The sequence below is a fragment of the Roseovarius amoyensis genome, assembly GCF_003260265.1.
Taxonomy (GTDB): Bacteria; Pseudomonadota; Alphaproteobacteria; order Rhodobacterales; family Rhodobacteraceae; genus Roseovarius; species Roseovarius amoyensis.
Map to the genome: position 1 here is coordinate 118,648 of NZ_QITQ01000007.1, position 16,430 is coordinate 135,077.

Consider the following 16,430-nt stretch of genomic DNA (forward strand, 5'->3'; position numbering starts at 1 on the left):
GAGCCCCAAGCCATCCGAGATGAACGACCGCCTGCCGCATGAGCGGGGCTTTCACGTCAGCTGGGACCAACTGCACCGCGACGCCCGCGCGCTGGCCTGGCGGCTGCAGGCCGAAACGCCCGATGGCGGCTGGCGCGCCGTGGTGGCCATCACCCGCGGCGGCATGGCCCCGGCGATGATCGTCGCGCGCGAACTGGATATCCGCACCGTCGATACGATCAGCGTCAAGTCCTACGACCACCAGACCCAAAGCGCGGCGCATATCATCAAGTCGCCCGACATGGACGTGGTGGGCGACGGCGCCGGGGTGCTGATCGTCGATGACCTGGTCGATACCGGCCGCACGCTGGAAGTGGTACGCAAGGTGATGCCCAAGGCGCGCGTTGCCACCGTCTATGCCAAACCCAAGGGCCGCGGCATGGTCGACACCTTTGTCACCGAGGTCAGCCAGGACACCTGGATATTCTTTCCCTGGGACATGGCCCTGCAATATGTCGAGCCCTATCGCGGCACCTGAACGCCCGGGCCGGTGAGGCCGGCAGCCAGCCGACCGGAAACATCCCCCTGCCCGCCTCTTGCCCCCCCGCCAGTGAACGCGTAGATACCGCAAAACAGTGCATTTTCGCCTGACAGGGGACGACATGGCAGCCAAAGGCATCTCGAACACCATGGCCTGGATTCTTCTGGCCTTGCTCATCCTCGGTCTCGGCGGGTTCGGCGTGACCAACCTGTCGGGTACGGCCCGTTCTGTCGGGTCCGTCGGCGACCAGCAGATCGACGTCGACGATTATGCCCGTGCGCTGCAACAGGAAATCCGCGCCATCGAGGCGGAACGCGGCAGCGCGCTCAGCTTTGCCGAGGCCCAGCAGATGGGCGTGACCGACGCGGTGCTGACCCGGCTGATCGCCTCGGCGGCATTCGACTATGAGACCAGCCGCATCGGGCTGTCTGTCGGCGACGAAACACTGCATGATGAGATCGTTTCGATGCCGCAGTTTCAGGGCGTTGACGGCAAGTTCGACCGTGAGGCGTACCGCTATGGTCTCGACCAGGCCGGGCTGAGCGAAACCAAGTTCGAAGAGGATATCCGCGCCGAGGCCGCGCGCGGCTTTCTGCAGGCGGCGGTGGTGGCCGGGGTGCAGATGCCCGATGGCTACATGAAAGCCCTGACAGACTATCTGGGCCAGCGGCGCGAGGTCACCTGGACGGTGTTGGACCGCAGCGACCTGACCACCGGCCTGCCCGTGCCCGAAGAGGCCGACCTGGTCGCCTATCACCAGGAGCACGCCGAGCGTTACACCCTGCCCGAACGCAAGCGCATCACCTATGCCTGGCTCAGCCCCGACATGCTGCTGGACAGCGTCGAGGTGGACGAAGACGCCCTCCGCGATGCCTATGAGGCGCGTACTGACGAATACAACCGCCCCGAACGCCGCCTGGTCGAACGCCTGGCCTTTGCCGACACGGCCGCGGCCGAGGCTGCCCTTGCCCGTATCACCAGCGGCGAGGCGGATTTTGAGGCGCTTGTCGCCGAGCGCGGGCTCGAGTTGTCCGACACCGACCTGGGCGATGTGACGCGCGAGGAGTTGGGCGACGCGGCCGAGGCGGTGTTCGCCGCAGAGGTTGGCGATGTTGTCGGGCCCCTGCCCAGCTCTGTCGGGCCTGCACTGTTCCGCGTCGATGCCCGACTTGCGGCACAGACCACCACCTTTGAAGAGGCCCTGCCGGACCTGCGTGCCGAACTGGCCGCGGGCCGCGCCCGACGGATGGTCGAAGGCCGCATCGATGCCACTGACGACCTGCTGGCCGGCGGCGCCACGATCGAGGATCTGGCCCAGGAAACCGAGATGGAACTGGGCAGCATCGACTGGCACCCGGGCGTCACCGACGGCATCGCCGCGTTCGAGGCGTTCCGCGCCGCCGCCACCGAGTTGACCGATGGCGACTATCCCGAGGTCATCACCCTGGACGATGGCGGCATTTTCGCCATGCGCCTTGACGAGGTGATCGCGCCGGAGCTGCAGCCGCTCGACGCCGTGCGCGAGGAGGTCACTGCCGCATGGAGTGCCGAAAAGCTGGTGGAAGAGCTTGAAAAACAGGTCGCGCCGGCAGTGGCCAAGCTGGAAAGCGGCGCCAGCTTTGAGGATGCCGAGCTGACCGAGGACGACAGCCAGAGCCTGACCCGGCGCAGCTATGTCGCCGGGGCACCATCCTCGATGATCGACGAGGTGTTCGCGCTCGACCCCGGCAAGGTGGCCGTGATCGGAAACGCGGGGCGGCTGTTCGTCGTCCGGCTGGACGCCGTGCACGACCCCGACCCCGAAGACCCCGACCTGCAACAATTGCAGGGTCTCTTGCGTCAGCAGGCGGCCTCGGGGCTGGCGCAGGACCTTTTCCAGGTGCTGGCCAACGACATCCGCACCCGCGCCGGGATCGAGCTGGACCAATCCGCGCTCAACGCCGTGCACGCGAATTTCCGCTAGGACGCAAACCGTGGAACTGACCCCAGATTTCGAAAGCTTCGCCAAGGGTTTTGAGGCCGGACAGAACCAGGTTGTCTTTGCCCGGCTTGCCGCCGATCTCGACACGCCGGTTTCGCTGATGCTCAAGCTCACGGGCGCGGCGCGCGACGCCTTTGTGCTGGAATCGGTCACCGGCGGCGAGGTACGCGGGCGCTATTCGATCATCGGCATGAAACCCGACCTGATCTGGCAGTGCCACGGCCAGACCAGCCGCATCAACCGTCAGGCGCGTTTCGACGGCGACACATTCGAGGAACAGCCGGGCGACCCGCTGAGCAACCTGCGCGCGCTCATCGACGAGAGCCGGATCGACCTGCCCGCCGACTTGCCCGCGGCCAGCGCCGGGCTGTTCGGCTATCTGGGCTATGACATGATCCGGCTGGTCGAACACCTGCCCGACGTCAACCCCGACCCGCTGGGTCTGCCCGACGCGGTGATGATGCGCCCCTCGGTGGTGGCGGTACTGGACGGGGTCAAGGGCGACGTGATCGTGGTGGCGCCGGCCTGGGCCGGATCGGGCCTGTCGGCGCGGGCGGCCTATGCCCAGGCGGCCGAACGGGTGATGGACGCGGTGCGCGACCTCGACCGGGCGCTGCCGCGCGTCAGCCGCAGCCTGGGCGAGCCGCACGAGGACGCGCCGCCGGTTTCGAACTTTACCCACGAGGGCTACAAGGACGCGGTAGAGCGGGCCAAGGAATACATCCGCGCCGGCGACATTTTCCAGGTGGTGCCCAGCCAGCGCTGGACGCAAGACTTTCGCCAGCCGCCCTTTGCGCTTTACCGCAGCCTGCGGCGCACCAACCCGTCGCCCTTCATGTTCTATTTCAATTTCGGCGGCTTCCAGGTGGTCGGCGCCAGCCCCGAGATCCTGGTGCGGGTGATGGACGGGCAGATCACCATCCGCCCCATCGCCGGCACCCGCCCGCGCGGCGCCACCTCCGACGAGGACCGCGCCTTTGAGGCCGACCTGCTGGCCGACCCCAAGGAACGCGCCGAGCACTTGATGCTGCTGGATCTTGGTCGCAACGACGTGGGCCGCGTGGCCCGCATCGGCACCGTGCGCCCAACCGAGAAATTCATCATCGAGCGCTATTCACACGTCATGCACATCGTGTCGAACGTGGTGGGCGAGCTGGCAGAGGGCCAAGACGCCCTGTCGGCGCTGCTGGCCGGGCTGCCCGCCGGCACGGTGTCAGGCGCGCCCAAGGTGCGCGCGATGGAAATCATCGACGAGCTGGAGCCGGAAAAGCGCGGCGTCTATGGCGGCGGCGTGGGTTATTTCAGCTCGGGCGGCGACATGGATATCTGCATCGCCCTGCGCACCGCAGTGGTAAAGGATCAAAAGCTCTATATCCAGGCCGGCGGCGGCGTCGTCTATGACAGCGACCCCGAGGCGGAATACATGGAGACGATGCACAAATCCAACGCCATCCGCCGCGCCGCGGCCGACGCCGCCCGCTTTGCCGGTGACGACAACGAGGGCTAGGACAAGGCCCCGCGTTTGACCCGAATGTGCAAAGGCGGGCCGGGCGTAGGCCGGGCTTCAGCCCGGCGTTAAAGCAGGTTGCCGGGCTGAATCCCGGCCTACGCGGCTCTCAGTTCACGCTCTCTTTCAGCACTGCCGAAATCGGCGCCAGCGCGACGCTGCCGGCCCGGTCCTGAAGGCCCCAGAGCAGCAGCGCGCTGACGGTCTCGGCGCGCAGGCGCCCGACCATGACAACGCCGCCCTCTTCCTGCGACGCGCGGAACGCCGCCTGATCAAGGAACCGCCGGATCACCCGCGCATTCTGTCCCTCGGCGTCGAAATCACGGAACACCGGCGCCACCGGCACCCCCTCGCGCGCGATCAGCTTGCGGGTCGTGTCCAGCCCCTCGGAAAACAGCACCAGCCCCAGCCCGCCATCCTGCAGGATCGGGACAAGCTGCATCGCCGCCTCGCGGCTGGATTGCAGGCCGGTGCCGACCCCTTCCATCACCGCCACCGTCTGGGGCACGGCGCGCAGGTAGCTTTGCATCGCCACCTCGGTGTCGCGGGCATCGAAACCTTCGGGCAGATCGATCAACGCCATCACCTCCAGCCCGGCGGCGCGATAGTTTTTCGCCGCCTCGGCCGCACCGGACCAGCCCGCATCAATGGCATAGCTGATCGGATAGGGAAAATCCGCCAGCGCCTCGAAACTGATCGGGCTCTCGCCATCGTCAATCAGAACGATCGCCATCAGCGGCTTGTTTTCGGGGTTGTCAAAGGGCACGGCAAAGCGTTCCAGCGCCTCTGTCGCGACCGGATCGACGGCCTCGGCCTCAGCCGGGGGCGCGTCAGTCACCGCGGGCAGACGCCCGATGGTCACGCCCTCGGCCAGGTTGCCGATGGTGCCCGAGGGCGCCTCATCTTCAACAGCGGCCTCGGCGGCGGGTTCTTCGCTCATCGGTTCATCGGCGGCTGGGTCTGCCTTCTCGGTCATGTCCTCGGGGGGGCTCTGCGCCCCTGCCCGGTCATCGCCGAAAAGGCCGCTGTCGGCCTCGACCTCGGGCTGCGGGGGCTGCACCGGTTCGGCCGAGATCGAAAGTTCGTCTGCCTCTTCGGCCGGGGCGGCCGGAACCACGGGGACCGCGGGTTCGACAGGGTCAGGTGCCTCAGTCACCGCCGGCTGTTCGGCGGGCTCGGCCGCCACTGACGGGCCGTCCTCGTCGCGCGGCTCTTCGGGCGGCAGGGCCTGCGGGCTGGGCAGCACCGGCTCGTCGCCGCCAAAGGCCACGCCGGCCGCATCGCCATCGGCCTGCGGCGCGCTGAGCGACGCCTCGACATCGCCGGTCACCGGCGGCGCGGCGGGGGCGGTATCTGCATCGGCAAGCGGGCTCAGGTCGTCGGGCTCGGGCGCGGCCACCACCGGCGCACCCTCGGGCTCGGGCGTGTCGTCGGGGGCGGGCAACGTCGCCTCGCGGTCCTCGCGCGACTGGTTGAACTGCGACCCGGCCGGCACTTCGGGACTGGCCGCACGGGGGGGGCCGTCTGTCGCAATCCCGCTCAACACCGAAACCGCACCAAGCGCCGCCGCCGACAGCACCGCCCCGGTCAGAAAACCGCCCAGATAACCCAGTCGCACCGTCTCTGCCCTCTGCTTTTTGCCTTTCTCCTACCTTTGCGCCCCTTGACGCTGCCTTGCAACCCTGAACAAGTAGGGTCCGTCACAGGGGGGCCGGACCCGACGTCCGGCGCCCAAACCGCATGGGGATGCGCAATGCTGCTCCTGATAGATAACTATGACAGTTTCACCTACAACCTTGTCCATTACCTGGGTGAGTTGGGGGCCGGGGTCGAGGTGCGCCGCAATGACGCAATCGACGTGCAGGCGGCCATGGCGATGCGGCCTGCAGGTATCGTGCTGTCGCCCGGTCCCTGCGACCCAGACCGCGCCGGCATCTGCCTGGCGTTGACCCATGCGGCGGCGGAAACGCGCGTGCCGCTTTTGGGCGTGTGCCTGGGGCACCAGACCATCGGCCAGGCATTCGGCGGGCGCGTGGTGCGCCATTCCGAGATCGTGCACGGCAAGATGGGCAGCATCCACCACACCGGCAAGGGAGTCTTTGCCGGCCTGCCGTCACCCTTTGCGGCGACGCGCTATCATTCGCTGGTGGTCGAGCGCAGCTCTTGCCCGCAAGAGCTTGAAATCACGGCGGAACTGGAGGATGGCACCATCATGGGGCTGCAGCACCGCGACCTGCCGATCCACGGCATCCAGTTCCACCCCGAATCAATTGCCTCGGAACACGGGCATGCGCTGTTGAAGAATTTCCTAGAGACGACGAAGGTACCAGCATGAGCGATATCCGGTCCCTCATCGGCATCGCCGCCGACCGCCCCCTGACCCGCGAGGAGGCCGAGACCGCCTTTACCTGCCTGTTCGAGGGCGAGGCAACGCCGGCCCAGACCGGCGGATTCCTGATGGCCCTGCGCACCCGGGGCGAGACTGTGGACGAATACGCCGCCGCCGCGTCGGTGATGCGGGCCAAGTGCCACAAGGTCGCCGCGCCCGAGGGCGCAATCGACATCGTCGGCACCGGCGGCGACGGCAAGGGCACGCTCAACATCTCGACCGCCGCCGCCTTTGTCGTGGCCGGCGCCGGGGTGCCTGTGGCCAAGCACGGCAACCGCAACCTCAGCTCGAAATCGGGGGCGGCGGACGCGCTGACGCAACTTGGCATAAACGTTATGGTTGGGCCTGAAGTGGTTGAAAAGGCTCTGAAATCTACTGGTATCGCCTTCATGATGGCGCCCATGCATCACCCCGCGATGGCCCATGTCGGCCCGGTGCGGGCCGAGCTGGGCACGCGCACCATCTTCAACATCCTGGGCCCGCTGACCAACCCCGCTGGCGTCAAGCGGCAGCTTACCGGCGCGTTTTCGCGCGACCTCATTCGCCCGATGGCCGAAACGCTGGCCGCGCTCGGGTCTGAACGCGCCTGGCTGGTGCATGGCAGCGACGGCACCGACGAGCTCAGCATCGCGGGGCCAAGCTGGGTTGTCGCGCTTGAGGAGGACGGCAGCCTGCGCGAGGCCGAGATTTCGCCAGAGGATGCCGGCCTGCCGGTTCATCCCTTCAAGGCCATTCTCGGCGGCACGCCAGAGGAAAACGGCCGCGCCTTTCGCGCCCTGCTCGAAGGGGCCGGGGGCGCCTATCGTGACGCCGTGCTGCTGAACGCCGCCGCGGCGCTGGTCGTGGCCGGGCGGGCCACTGACCTGCGCCAGGGGGTCGAGATGGCGCGAGAGAGCCTCGACAGCGGCGCTGCACGCGCCAAGATCAAGGCATTGGCCAAAGTGACAACGGAGGTGGCATGACAACACCCACAATTCTGGAAAAGATCAAGGCCTACAAGCTGAAAGAGATCGCCGCCGCCAAGGAGGCCGTCAGCCAGGCCGATATCGAGACCCGGGCCGGCGCAGCGCCGGCGGTGCGCCCCTTTGCCGAGGCGCTGTTGCAGGCCAGCAAACAAGGCTACGGCCTGATCGCCGAGATCAAAAAGGCCAGCCCGTCGAAAGGGCTGATCCGCGCCGATTTCGACCCCGAGGCCCTGGCAAAGGCCTACGAGGCAGGCGGCGCCGCCTGCCTGTCGGTGCTGACCGACACGCCCAGTTTCCAGGGCGCGCCGGAATACCTGACCATGGCAAGGGCGGCGTGTAACCTGCCGGTATTGCGCAAGGATTTCATGTACGATCCCTACCAGGTTGCCGAGGCCCGCGCGCTGGGGGCCGATTGCATCCTGATCATCATGGCCGCGGTCGATGACAGCCAGGCGGCCGAACTGGAAGACGCCGCCGAACGGTGGGGGATGGACGCGCTGCTGGAGGTCCACACCGAGGCCGAGCTGGAGCGCGCCGCGCTGTTGAAATCGCCGCTGATCGGCATCAACAACCGCGACCTCGACACGTTCGAGACCTCGCTCGACGTCTCGCGCCGGCTGACCAGGCTGGTGCCCGCCGGGCGCACCATCGTGTGCGAAAGCGGGATGTCGACGCCTGACGATCTGGCCGACCTGGCGCGCTATGGCGCGCGCTGCTTCTTGATCGGCGAGGCCCTGATGCGGCAAGACGACGTGACGGCAGCGACCCGCGCCATACTGGCGGGCTCGGCGGTGACGCGGGGGCTTTTGTGAGCGGGCTGACCCATTTCGACGAACACGGCCATGCGCATATGGTCGATGTCAGCGCCAAGGCCCAGACCAAGCGCATCGCCAGCGCCGAAGGCTGGGTCAAGATGGCGCCGGAAACCTTTGAAATCATGGCAGAAGGCCGGGCGAAAAAGGGTGACGTCCTGGGTGTCGCGCGGCTGGCCGGGATCATGGGCGCCAAACGCACGGCCGACCTGATACCGCTGTGCCATCCCCTGCCCATCGCCAAGGTTGCGCTGGATCTGACGCCAGATGCCGACCTGCCCGGCGTGCGCATCACCGCCACGGTCAAGACCACCGGCCGAACCGGCGTCGAGATGGAGGCGCTGAGTGCCGTCAGCACCGCCGCGCTTACGGTCTATGACATGCTCAAGGCGGTGGATCGGGCTATGCAGATCGGCGGCATCCGCGTGACGCTGAAAGATGGCGGAAAATCAGGACGTTACGAGGCAACATGATCACCGTTGAAGAGGCGCTGTCAAAGCTGTTCGCACTGGTCCGGCCGCTGGAGCCCGAGACCGTTCCGCTGACCGCCGCCGCCGGCCGGGTGATGGCCCGGGACGCGGTGGCGCGGCGCGACCAGCCCCCCTTTGACGCCTCGGCGATGGATGGCTACGCGCTGCGCGCGGCCGAGGCCCGGCCCGGCGCCGCCTTTGACGTGATCGGCGAATCCGCCGCAGGCCACCGGTATGCCGGCAGCGTCGGCGCCGGACAGACGGTACGCATCTTTACCGGCGCGCCCGTGCCCGGGGGCGCCGACCGCGTGGTGATGCAAGAGGACGTGATCCGCGAGGGCGACCGTATCACGCTGACCGACACCATCGGCGACAGCGCGCATATCCGCCCGATGGGCGCCGATTTCGCCGCCGGGGCGTCTATCGCCGCGCCGCGCCTGTTGGGGCCGTCGGACATCGCGCTGATGGCGGCGATGAACCTGGGCGAACTATCGGTGACGCGCAAGCCGCGGGTGGCGCTGATTTCCACCGGCGACGAGCTGGTGATGCCCGGCGACAACCCCGGCCCCGACCAGATCATTGCCTCCAATACCTTTGGCCTCAAGGCACTGATCGACGCCACCGGGGCCGAGGCGCGCATCCTGCCCATTGCCGGCGACACCGACGCCGCGATCCACGCCGCCTTTGACCTGGCGGAGGGCGCTGACCTGGTGGTGACCATCGGTGGTGCCTCGGTGGGCGATCATGACCTGGTGGGCAAGGTTGCCGCCGCGCGCGGGATGGAACAGTCCTTCTACAAGGTGGCGATGCGGCCCGGAAAGCCGCTGATGGCCGGGCGCATGGACGGGGTGCCGATGGTCGGTCTGCCGGGCAACCCGGTATCAGCCATCGTCTGCGGGCATGTGTTCCTGGTGCCGATGCTGCGGACGATGCTGGGGCTGGGCGCGGCCCCCGCCCCGCGCCTGCGGGCGACACTGGCACATGAGTTGCCCGAGAACGGCCCGCGCGAACACTACATGCGTGCGCGCGTCGAAAACGGCGCCATTACAGCAGGCGACCGGCAGGACAGTTCGCTCTTGTCGGTGCTGTCCACGGCGAACGCGCTATTGGTGCGCCCGCCCGGCGACGACAGGCACGAAACCGGCACAGAGGTGGCGTATATCCCACTCTAGCGTATCAGCCGCCCGTACGGTCAGAGTTGACACAAAACGCGAACATGCGTAGAACAAACGCTAGACAACGCTCGCAAAGGATGTGCAACATGCTGACCCGTAAACAGCTGGACCTGCTGGAATTCATCCACAAGCGCATCAGCCGCGATGGTGTTCCGCCCAGTTTCGACGAGATGAAAGAAGCGCTTGATCTGCGCTCGAAATCCGGCATTCACCGGCTGATCACGGCGCTGGAGGAACGCGGTTTCATCCGCCGGCTGGCCCACCGGGCGCGGGCGCTGGAAATCATAAAGCTGCCCGATGCGCTGGCCCAGGGCGGCAGTGGCGGCGGCTTTCATCCCCGCGTGATCGAGGGCGACCGCGACGAACGACCACAACGCCCCGCCAACGCCATCGACGTCGCCAGCGCCCCGGCGGTGGAACTGCCGGTGATGGGCCGCATCGCCGCCGGTGTCCCGATCGAGGCGATCGCGCATGCCAGCCACAATGTCTCGGTCCCCGGTGACATGATCGCGGGGCGCGGCAACCACTACGCGCTGGAGGTGCGTGGCGATTCGATGATCGGGGTCGGCATCAATGATGGCGACGTTGTGGTGATCCGCGAAACCGACATGGCCGACAATGGCGATATCGTCGTTGCCCTGATCGAGGATCAGGAGGCGACGCTGAAAAAATTCTACCGCAACGGCAGCGCCATCGCGCTGGAGGCCGCGAACCCCGCCTACGAAACCCGCGTCCTGCCAGAGGACAAGGTGCGCGTGCAGGGCCGGCTGGTGGGACTGATCCGCAGCTACTGATCCGGCGTTCGCCCCGGCGACCACAGCCGCGTGCCGGTTTGCTGTCTTGCGCTGATCATGCGCAGCTTGTCCCCGTCACGGTAAAGCGCCAGCGCACCGGTTTTGCGCGAGGTCGCGGGCGTGATCACCCGGCAGGGCAGCCCGTCGCGCGGCTCGGCCGTCAGCACCACCCATTCACCGGGCGCGCAGTCGTCCAGGGCGGCGGCGGCGCGCTTGCCCGGCAGCGCCCTGACTGGCGGCCAATCGGCGACCTGGCCGGTGGGCCAGCGGGCATGGGCCAGCGCCTGATCGGCCGCATCGCCATCGTTTTCCAGCCAGATACCGGCGACGAACCCGGCCCCGCGCGCCCGGCTGATGGCGCGGCCCTTGTGGGTCATCACGCCCACCAGTCCGCCACGCTCTGATATCAGCACCTCGGGGCGCTCTGCCCCGGCCCACAGCACCATGGCCAGAACCACCGGCGCCAGCCCCGCCACCCGCGCCCGCCCCTGCCAGAGAATGACAAAGATCGCCCCCAGCGCCAGCAACGGCAGCACCCAAGGCCCCGGCGCCGGCACCGCGCCACGCGCGCCCGGCAGCGCCGACACCCACTGCGCCACGCCCAGGATCCAGTCCAGCCCCAGTCCCATCAGCCACAGCGCCGCCGCCTCGGCCCCGAGCGGCAGCAGCACCACCGCCGCCAGCGCCGCCGGCATCACCAGCACCCCCATCAGCGGCACGCTGAGCAGGTTGGCCACCAGCCCGTAATGGGCGAACTGGTTGAAATGCGCGGCGGCAAACGGGGCAGTCGCCAGCCCCGCCACCAGCGACGAGATCGCCACCGCCGCGGCCGGACGCAGCCACACTGGCCCCAGCGGGATCCGGCGGTCGCGGATCAGCCCGAACACCGCCACCAGCGCGGTCGTGGCGGCAAAGGACATCTGGAAACCGGGGCCAAGCAGCGCCTCGGGCCTCAGCGCCAGAACGATCACCGCCGCCACCGCCACCGCCCTGAGCGACAGCGCCCGCCGGTCGGCCAGCACCGCGCACAGCATCACCGTCACCATGATGAATGCCCGTTCGGTGGCGATACTGCCGCCCGACAGCGCCAGATATCCGGCCGAGGCCACGATTGCCGCCACCGCGGCGATCTTTTTCGCTGGCCAGCGCAGCCCCAGTGCGGGCACCGCCGCAAGGCCCAGCCGCACCACCCCCAGCACGACCCCCGCCAGCAGCCCCATGTGCAACCCCGAGATGGCCAGCAGGTGGGCGAGGTTCGAGCGCCTCAGCGCCTCCAGCACCGGTTGCGGAATGCCGGACCGGTCACCGGTCATGATCGCGGCGGCAAAGGCGCCCGCCTCGCCCGGCAGCGCCGCCTGCACTCGCGCCGACAGCCACATCCGTGCCCTGAACAGCCACTGCCCCCCTTCGGGCGGGGCCAGCGCCAGCACCGGCGTGCGGGTATAGCCCACCGCCCCCAGCCCCTGAAACCAGGCATGACGGCGAAAATCGAACCCGCCAGGTTCTGTCGGCCCCGACGGCGGCGACAGGTGGGCTGTCATGATCACCGTCAGCCCCGGCGCGATGTCGGGCTCCAGCCCGTCGCCATGCAGCGACACGCGCACCCGCGGCGGTGTCCTGTCGGGGGGCATGTCGGCCAGCACCACGCGGTCAAGCGTCAGCCGCAGCGCGTCAGAGGCCGAGCGGTCGATATCCGCAACCCGTCCCTGAACCGGCCCGTAATAGCGCCATTCCAGCACCGGTCCGGCCACCAGATGCGCCCGCGCCCCGGCCAGGCAGAGCCCCAGCGCGACCAGCGCCGGCAGCCACAAGAGCGGCGCCAGTATGGCCCCCGCCCGCGCCGCCAGCCCGGCACAGGCCAGCCCCGCCGCGCCGAGCGCGATGTAGTGCGGCACGCCCGGTTCAACCCGCAGCGAGAAATAAAGCCCGATACCGGCGGCCATCGCCGCCGGCGTCCAGCAGACCAGTTGCCCCCGCTGCGCCAGCCAGGCAGAGACAAGGACCGGGACCGGGCGATGCGTCGGCGCCAAGACTTGTCTCCCTTCCGGCGTGCCGATAGACAGTCCACCAACCGCTACCCCCAAAACAGTTACCAATACGTTAACCCGGAAAGGCTCCCAGAAGATGCCCGAGACCGTTGTCACCCGGTTCGCTCCCTCACCCACGGGATACCTGCATATCGGAGGCGCGCGTACGGCGCTCTTCAACTGGCTGTACGCCCGTGGCCGCGGCGGCAAGTTCCTGCTGAGGATCGAAGACACCGACCGCGCCCGTTCGACCCCCGAGGCGACGCAGGCCATTCTCGACGGGCTAGAATGGCTGGGGCTAGACCATGACGGCGAGGTCATCAGCCAGGCGGCGCGCGCCGACCGCCACGCCGAGGTGGCACAACAGCTGCTGGCATCGGGCAAGGCCTACAAGTGCTTTTCAACACAGGAAGAAATCCAGCAGTTCCGCGAGGCAGCCAGGGCCGAGGGCCGCTCGACCCTGTTTCAAAGCCCCTGGCGCGACGCTGACCCCGCGACCCACCCGGATGCGCCTTTCGTGATCCGCATCAAGGCCCCGCGCGAGGGCGCGACGGTGATCAAGGACCGGGTGCAGGGCAATGTCACCATCCGCAACGACCAGCTTGATGACATGGTGCTGTTACGCAGCGATGGCACACCGGTCTACATGCTGGCGGTGGCGGTGGACGATCACGACATGGGCGTGACCCATGTGATCCGGGGGGATGATCACCTCAACAACGCCGCGCGCCAGATGATGATCTATGACGCGATGGGCTGGCCCCTGCCCGTCTATGCCCATATCCCGCTGATCCACGGCCCCGACGGCAAGAAACTGTCCAAGCGCCACGGCGCGCTGTCGGCGGCCGAATACCGCAAGATGGGCTATCCGGCGGCGGCAATGCGCAACTATCTGGCGCGGCTGGGCTGGAGCCACGGCGATGACGAATTCTTTACCGACGAAGAGGCGCGGGCGTGGTTTGATCTGGATGGCATAGGCAAGGCCCCGGCGCGGTTCGATTTCAAGAAGCTCGCAAACCTGTCGGGTCGTCACATTGCCGCGATGGAGGATGCTGCGCTGCTGCATGAACTGCAAGGCTACCTGCAGGCCACCGGCCAGCCCCCTTTGCCAGACGATCGGGCGAAGCTGCTTGAAACTGCGCTTTTTTGTCTCAAGGACAGGGCAAAGACCTTTGCGGAACTTGTTGACAAAGCGGCCTTTATCCTTAACGATCGGCCGATCCAGCCGGATGCGGCGGCGGCTGCCGCTCTGGATGATGTATCCCGTGGCATACTGTCAGAATTGACGCCGCATCTGCAAACTGCTAGTTGGACGCGCGAGGATTTGGAAGCTGCAGCGATGCAGTTCGCCGCGTCCATCGACACCAAGTTCGGCAAGCTGGCGGCCCCGATGCGTGCCGCGCTGGCCGGTCGTACCGCGACACCGAGCGTGTTCGACATGCTGCTTGTGCTCGGGCGAGAGGAATCTCTTGCCCGGCTCAGGGATGCCGCCCGCGACCGCGGGTGATCATTCCGATCAAGCCAATGAGACATAACGCGCGTGCCCGCGCGCGCGAGGCGCAACGACGGAGGAAGCCGATGCACGAAAGTACAAAATCAGCGAAATTGACGATCGGCGACAAGGAATACGACCTACCGATTTTCAGCCCCACGGCGGGTCCGGATGTCATCGACATCCGCAAGCTTTATGCACAGGCGGGTGTCTTTACCTACGATCCCGGTTTTACCTCGACCGCAAGCTGCGACAGCACCATCACCTTTATCGACGGTGAAGATGGCCTTCTGATGCACCGCGGCTATCCCATCGACCAGCTGGCTGAAAAATCGCATTTCCTCGAAGTCTGCTATCTGCTGCTGTATGGCGATCTGCCCTCGGCCTCGCAGCTGGAAGATTTTGAAGCCCGCGTCACCAACCACACCATGCTGCACGAACAGATGCATTTCCTGTTCCGCGGTTTCCGGCGTGACGCCCACCCGATGGCGATCATGGTCGGCATGGTGGGGGCGCTGTCGGCCTTCTATCACGACAGCACCGACATCAATGACCCCTGGCAGCGCGAGGTCGCCACGATCCGCATGATCGCCAAGATGCCGACCATCGCGGCGATGGCCTATAAATACACCATCGGCCAGCCCTTCGTTTATCCGCGCAACGACCTGGATTATGCGTCGAACTTTCTGCGCATGTGCTTTGCCGTTCCGGCCGAGGATTACGAGGTCAACCCGATCCTGAGCCGCGCGATGGACCGCATCTTTACCCTGCACGCCGATCATGAGCAGAACGCTTCGACCTCGACGGTGCGGCTAGCGTCCAGTTCGGGCGCCAACCCCTTTGCCTGCATCGCCGCGGGCATCGCGTGCCTGTGGGGGCCCGCGCATGGTGGCGCCAACCAGGCCTGCCTTGAGATGCTCAAGGAAATCGGCACGCCCGACCGCATCCCCGAATTCATCGCCCGCGCCAAGGACAAGGACGACCCCTTCCGCCTGATGGGGTTCGGCCACCGGGTCTACAAGAACTTCGACCCGCGCGCCAAGGTGATGAAACAGTCCGCCGACGAGGTGCTGGAGCTGCTGGGGGTCGAGGACAACCCCACCCTGCAGGTCGCCAAGGAGCTAGAGAAACAGGCGCTCGAGGATGATTATTTTTCCTCCAAGAAACTGTTCCCGAACGTCGATTTCTATTCCGGCATCATATTGGAGGCGATGGGTTTCCCGACCTCGATGTTCACGCCCATCTTCGCGGTCAGCCGCACCGTGGGCTGGATCTCGCAGTGGAAAGAGATGATCTCGGATCCGCAGCTCAAGATCGGGCGTCCGCGCCAGCTCTATAAGGGTGCGGAACTGCGCAACTACGTCGATATCGAAAACCGCTGAGGCGCCGGGGCCGGCCACGGCCCCCTTGCGCCCACGGGCAGAGTATTCAGAAAATCCCCGCCGCGTGCCTTTCAGGTGTGCGGCGGTTTTCGTCAGCGCCCCTCGAACCCGGCGCTGCGCTTGTCGTGAAAGGCAACGACGCCTTCCTTGAAATCACGGGTGCCGCCCAGATCGCCCTGCAATTCCGCCTCCAGCGTCAGCTGCGCATCGAACCCGTTCTGCCAGCTTTCCCGCAGGGCGCGCTTGAGGTTGCGATAAGCCTGCGTCGGCCCCTTGGCCAGGTACGCCGCGCGCGCCTGCCAATGGGCCTCGAACCCGTCGTCTGATTCCGCCTCCCAGATCATGCCCCACTCGTCAGCGGTGCGGGCGCTGATCGGCTCGGCAAAGAGCGCCGCCCCCATCGCCTTGGCCATGCCCATCTGCCGCGGTAGCCAATAGGTGCCGGCGGCGTCGGGCATCAGCCCGATACGGGTGAAGGCCTGCTGGAAATAGGCGCTTTCGGTGGCGATCACCACATCCGCGCTCAGCGCCAGGTTCGCCCCCGCCCCCGCCGCGGGGCCGTTGACCGCAGAGATGGTGGGCACCGGGCAGTCACCGATGGCCTTGATCATCGGCACGTATTCATCCCGCAGGACGCGTTCGAGATCCAGTTCTACGGCATTGCCGACATCGCTAAGGTCCTGGCCCGAACAGAACGCCTTGCCATTTCCGGTGATCACCAGCACCCGCGCATGTTGCGGGGCAAGCAGCGCGGCATCGGTGATCTCGGCCCGCATCTGGGTATTGAGCGCGTTCATCCGGTCGGGCCGGTTCAGCCGCAAGGTGGCGATGTCGTCGGCTACTTCCAAGGTGATGGTCTGATACTCTTTCACGGGGGGCTCTCCATTTGAACCGGCTTTGCCCCTGACCTAGCGGC

14 protein-coding genes are annotated in these 16,430 nt (G+C 67.0%); 11 read left to right on the top strand and 3 right to left on the bottom strand.

The genetic code is table 11. The annotated features are described in order from the left end of the window. The first annotated feature begins 19 nt into the window (after window positions 1-19). The 3 genes from gpt to trpE all read left to right on the top strand — a co-directional run bounded on the left by gpt (window position 20) and on the right by trpE (window position 4,008). Window positions 20-517 carry a xanthine phosphoribosyltransferase gene (gpt, locus tag DL899_RS08435; RefSeq protein ID WP_111733785.1) on the top strand — a complete coding sequence of 166 codons (498 nt, stop codon included), beginning with the start codon at window positions 20-22 and terminating at the stop codon, window positions 515-517. Window positions 518-641: 124 nt separating this feature from the next. Beyond that, entirely contained in the window at window positions 642-2,483 is a 1,842-nt protein-coding gene (locus DL899_RS08440) for a peptidyl-prolyl cis-trans isomerase (protein ID WP_111733787.1), read from the top strand. Between the two features lie 10 nt (window positions 2,484-2,493). Beyond that, complete coding sequence (gene trpE / locus DL899_RS08445; protein WP_111733789.1) at window positions 2,494-4,008, top strand: anthranilate synthase component I; 1,515 nt, start codon at window positions 2,494-2,496, stop codon at window positions 4,006-4,008. A gap of 109 nt (window positions 4,009-4,117) precedes the next feature. On the opposite strand, the gene DL899_RS08450 is transcribed toward trpE, so the two are convergent. After that, window positions 4,118-5,626, bottom strand: a complete 1,509-nt coding sequence (locus DL899_RS08450) for a divergent polysaccharide deacteylase family protein (RefSeq protein ID WP_239494649.1) — start codon at window positions 5,624-5,626, stop codon at window positions 4,118-4,120. A 135-nt stretch (window positions 5,627-5,761) separates the two neighbouring features. Between DL899_RS08450 and DL899_RS08455 the strand changes: the two genes are divergently transcribed. The 6 genes from DL899_RS08455 to lexA all read left to right on the top strand — a co-directional run bounded on the left by DL899_RS08455 (window position 5,762) and on the right by lexA (window position 10,613). Continuing rightward, window positions 5,762-6,343 (top strand): anthranilate synthase component II, encoded by a 582-nt coding sequence (locus DL899_RS08455; protein WP_111733791.1) that lies wholly within the window; start codon window positions 5,762-5,764, stop codon window positions 6,341-6,343. Beyond that, window positions 6,340-7,359 carry an anthranilate phosphoribosyltransferase gene (trpD, locus tag DL899_RS08460; protein WP_111733793.1) on the top strand — a complete coding sequence of 340 codons (1,020 nt, stop codon included), beginning with the start codon at window positions 6,340-6,342 and terminating at the stop codon, window positions 7,357-7,359. The genes DL899_RS08455 and trpD overlap by 4 nt, the downstream gene beginning before the upstream one ends. Further along, complete coding sequence (gene trpC / locus DL899_RS08465; RefSeq protein WP_111733795.1) at window positions 7,356-8,174, top strand: indole-3-glycerol phosphate synthase TrpC; 819 nt, start codon at window positions 7,356-7,358, stop codon at window positions 8,172-8,174. The genes trpD and trpC overlap by 4 nt, the downstream gene beginning before the upstream one ends. After that, the gene (moaC, locus tag DL899_RS08470; RefSeq protein WP_111733797.1) at window positions 8,171-8,647 is read left to right on the top strand and encodes a cyclic pyranopterin monophosphate synthase MoaC; all 477 of its coding nucleotides are present in this window, start codon (window positions 8,171-8,173) and stop codon (window positions 8,645-8,647) included. Before trpC ends, moaC begins: the two co-directional genes overlap by 4 nt. Next, a complete protein-coding gene (locus DL899_RS08475; protein WP_111733799.1) occupies window positions 8,644-9,816 on the top strand; it encodes a molybdopterin molybdotransferase MoeA in 1,173 nt (390 codons plus the stop codon). Before moaC ends, DL899_RS08475 begins: the two co-directional genes overlap by 4 nt. Window positions 9,817-9,905: 89 nt before the next feature. Next, window positions 9,906-10,613, top strand: coding sequence for a transcriptional repressor LexA (gene lexA / locus DL899_RS08480; protein WP_111733888.1), 708 nt, complete (start codon window positions 9,906-9,908; stop codon window positions 10,611-10,613). On the opposite strand, the gene DL899_RS08485 is transcribed toward lexA, so the two are convergent. Further along, window positions 10,607-12,643, bottom strand: a complete 2,037-nt coding sequence (locus DL899_RS08485; RefSeq protein WP_420820962.1) for a ComEC/Rec2 family competence protein — start codon at window positions 12,641-12,643, stop codon at window positions 10,607-10,609. The genes lexA and DL899_RS08485 overlap by 7 nt on opposite strands. A 94-nt stretch (window positions 12,644-12,737) precedes the next feature. Here DL899_RS08485 and gltX point away from each other — a divergent pair, with 94 nt between their 5' ends. Continuing rightward, complete coding sequence (gltX, locus tag DL899_RS08490; protein WP_111733801.1) at window positions 12,738-14,147, top strand: glutamate--tRNA ligase; 1,410 nt, start codon at window positions 12,738-12,740, stop codon at window positions 14,145-14,147. Window positions 14,148-14,218: 71 nt separating this feature from the next. Beyond that, on the top strand, window positions 14,219-15,514 hold the full coding sequence (gene gltA / locus DL899_RS08495) for a citrate synthase (RefSeq protein ID WP_111733803.1): 1,296 nt from the start codon (window positions 14,219-14,221) through the stop codon (window positions 15,512-15,514). 92 nt (window positions 15,515-15,606) lie between these two features. Here the strand turns inward: gltA and DL899_RS08500 are convergent, their stop codons facing one another. Next, window positions 15,607-16,386, bottom strand: coding sequence for an enoyl-CoA hydratase-related protein (locus DL899_RS08500; protein ID WP_111733805.1), 780 nt, complete (start codon window positions 16,384-16,386; stop codon window positions 15,607-15,609). Window positions 16,387-16,430: the final 44 nt, after the last annotated feature.

What these genes read in the sequence shown, in the direction of transcription:
- gpt (WP_111733785.1), top strand. Translation starts at nt 20, where the DNA reads ATGAACGACCGCCTGCCGCATGAGCGGGGCTTTCACGTCAGCTGGGAC.
- DL899_RS08440 (WP_111733787.1), top strand. Translation starts at nt 642, where the DNA reads ATGGCAGCCAAAGGCATCTCGAACACCATGGCCTGGATTCTTCTGGCC.
- DL899_RS08455 (WP_111733791.1), top strand. Translation starts at nt 5,762, where the DNA reads ATGCTGCTCCTGATAGATAACTATGACAGTTTCACCTACAACCTTGTC.
- trpD (WP_111733793.1), top strand. Translation starts at nt 6,340, where the DNA reads ATGAGCGATATCCGGTCCCTCATCGGCATCGCCGCCGACCGCCCCCTG.
- trpC (WP_111733795.1), top strand. Translation starts at nt 7,356, where the DNA reads ATGACAACACCCACAATTCTGGAAAAGATCAAGGCCTACAAGCTGAAA.
- DL899_RS08475 (WP_111733799.1), top strand. Translation starts at nt 8,644, where the DNA reads ATGATCACCGTTGAAGAGGCGCTGTCAAAGCTGTTCGCACTGGTCCGG.
- lexA (WP_111733888.1), top strand. Translation starts at nt 9,906, where the DNA reads ATGCTGACCCGTAAACAGCTGGACCTGCTGGAATTCATCCACAAGCGC.
- gltX (WP_111733801.1), top strand. Translation starts at nt 12,738, where the DNA reads ATGCCCGAGACCGTTGTCACCCGGTTCGCTCCCTCACCCACGGGATAC.
- gltA (WP_111733803.1), top strand. Translation starts at nt 14,219, where the DNA reads ATGCACGAAAGTACAAAATCAGCGAAATTGACGATCGGCGACAAGGAA.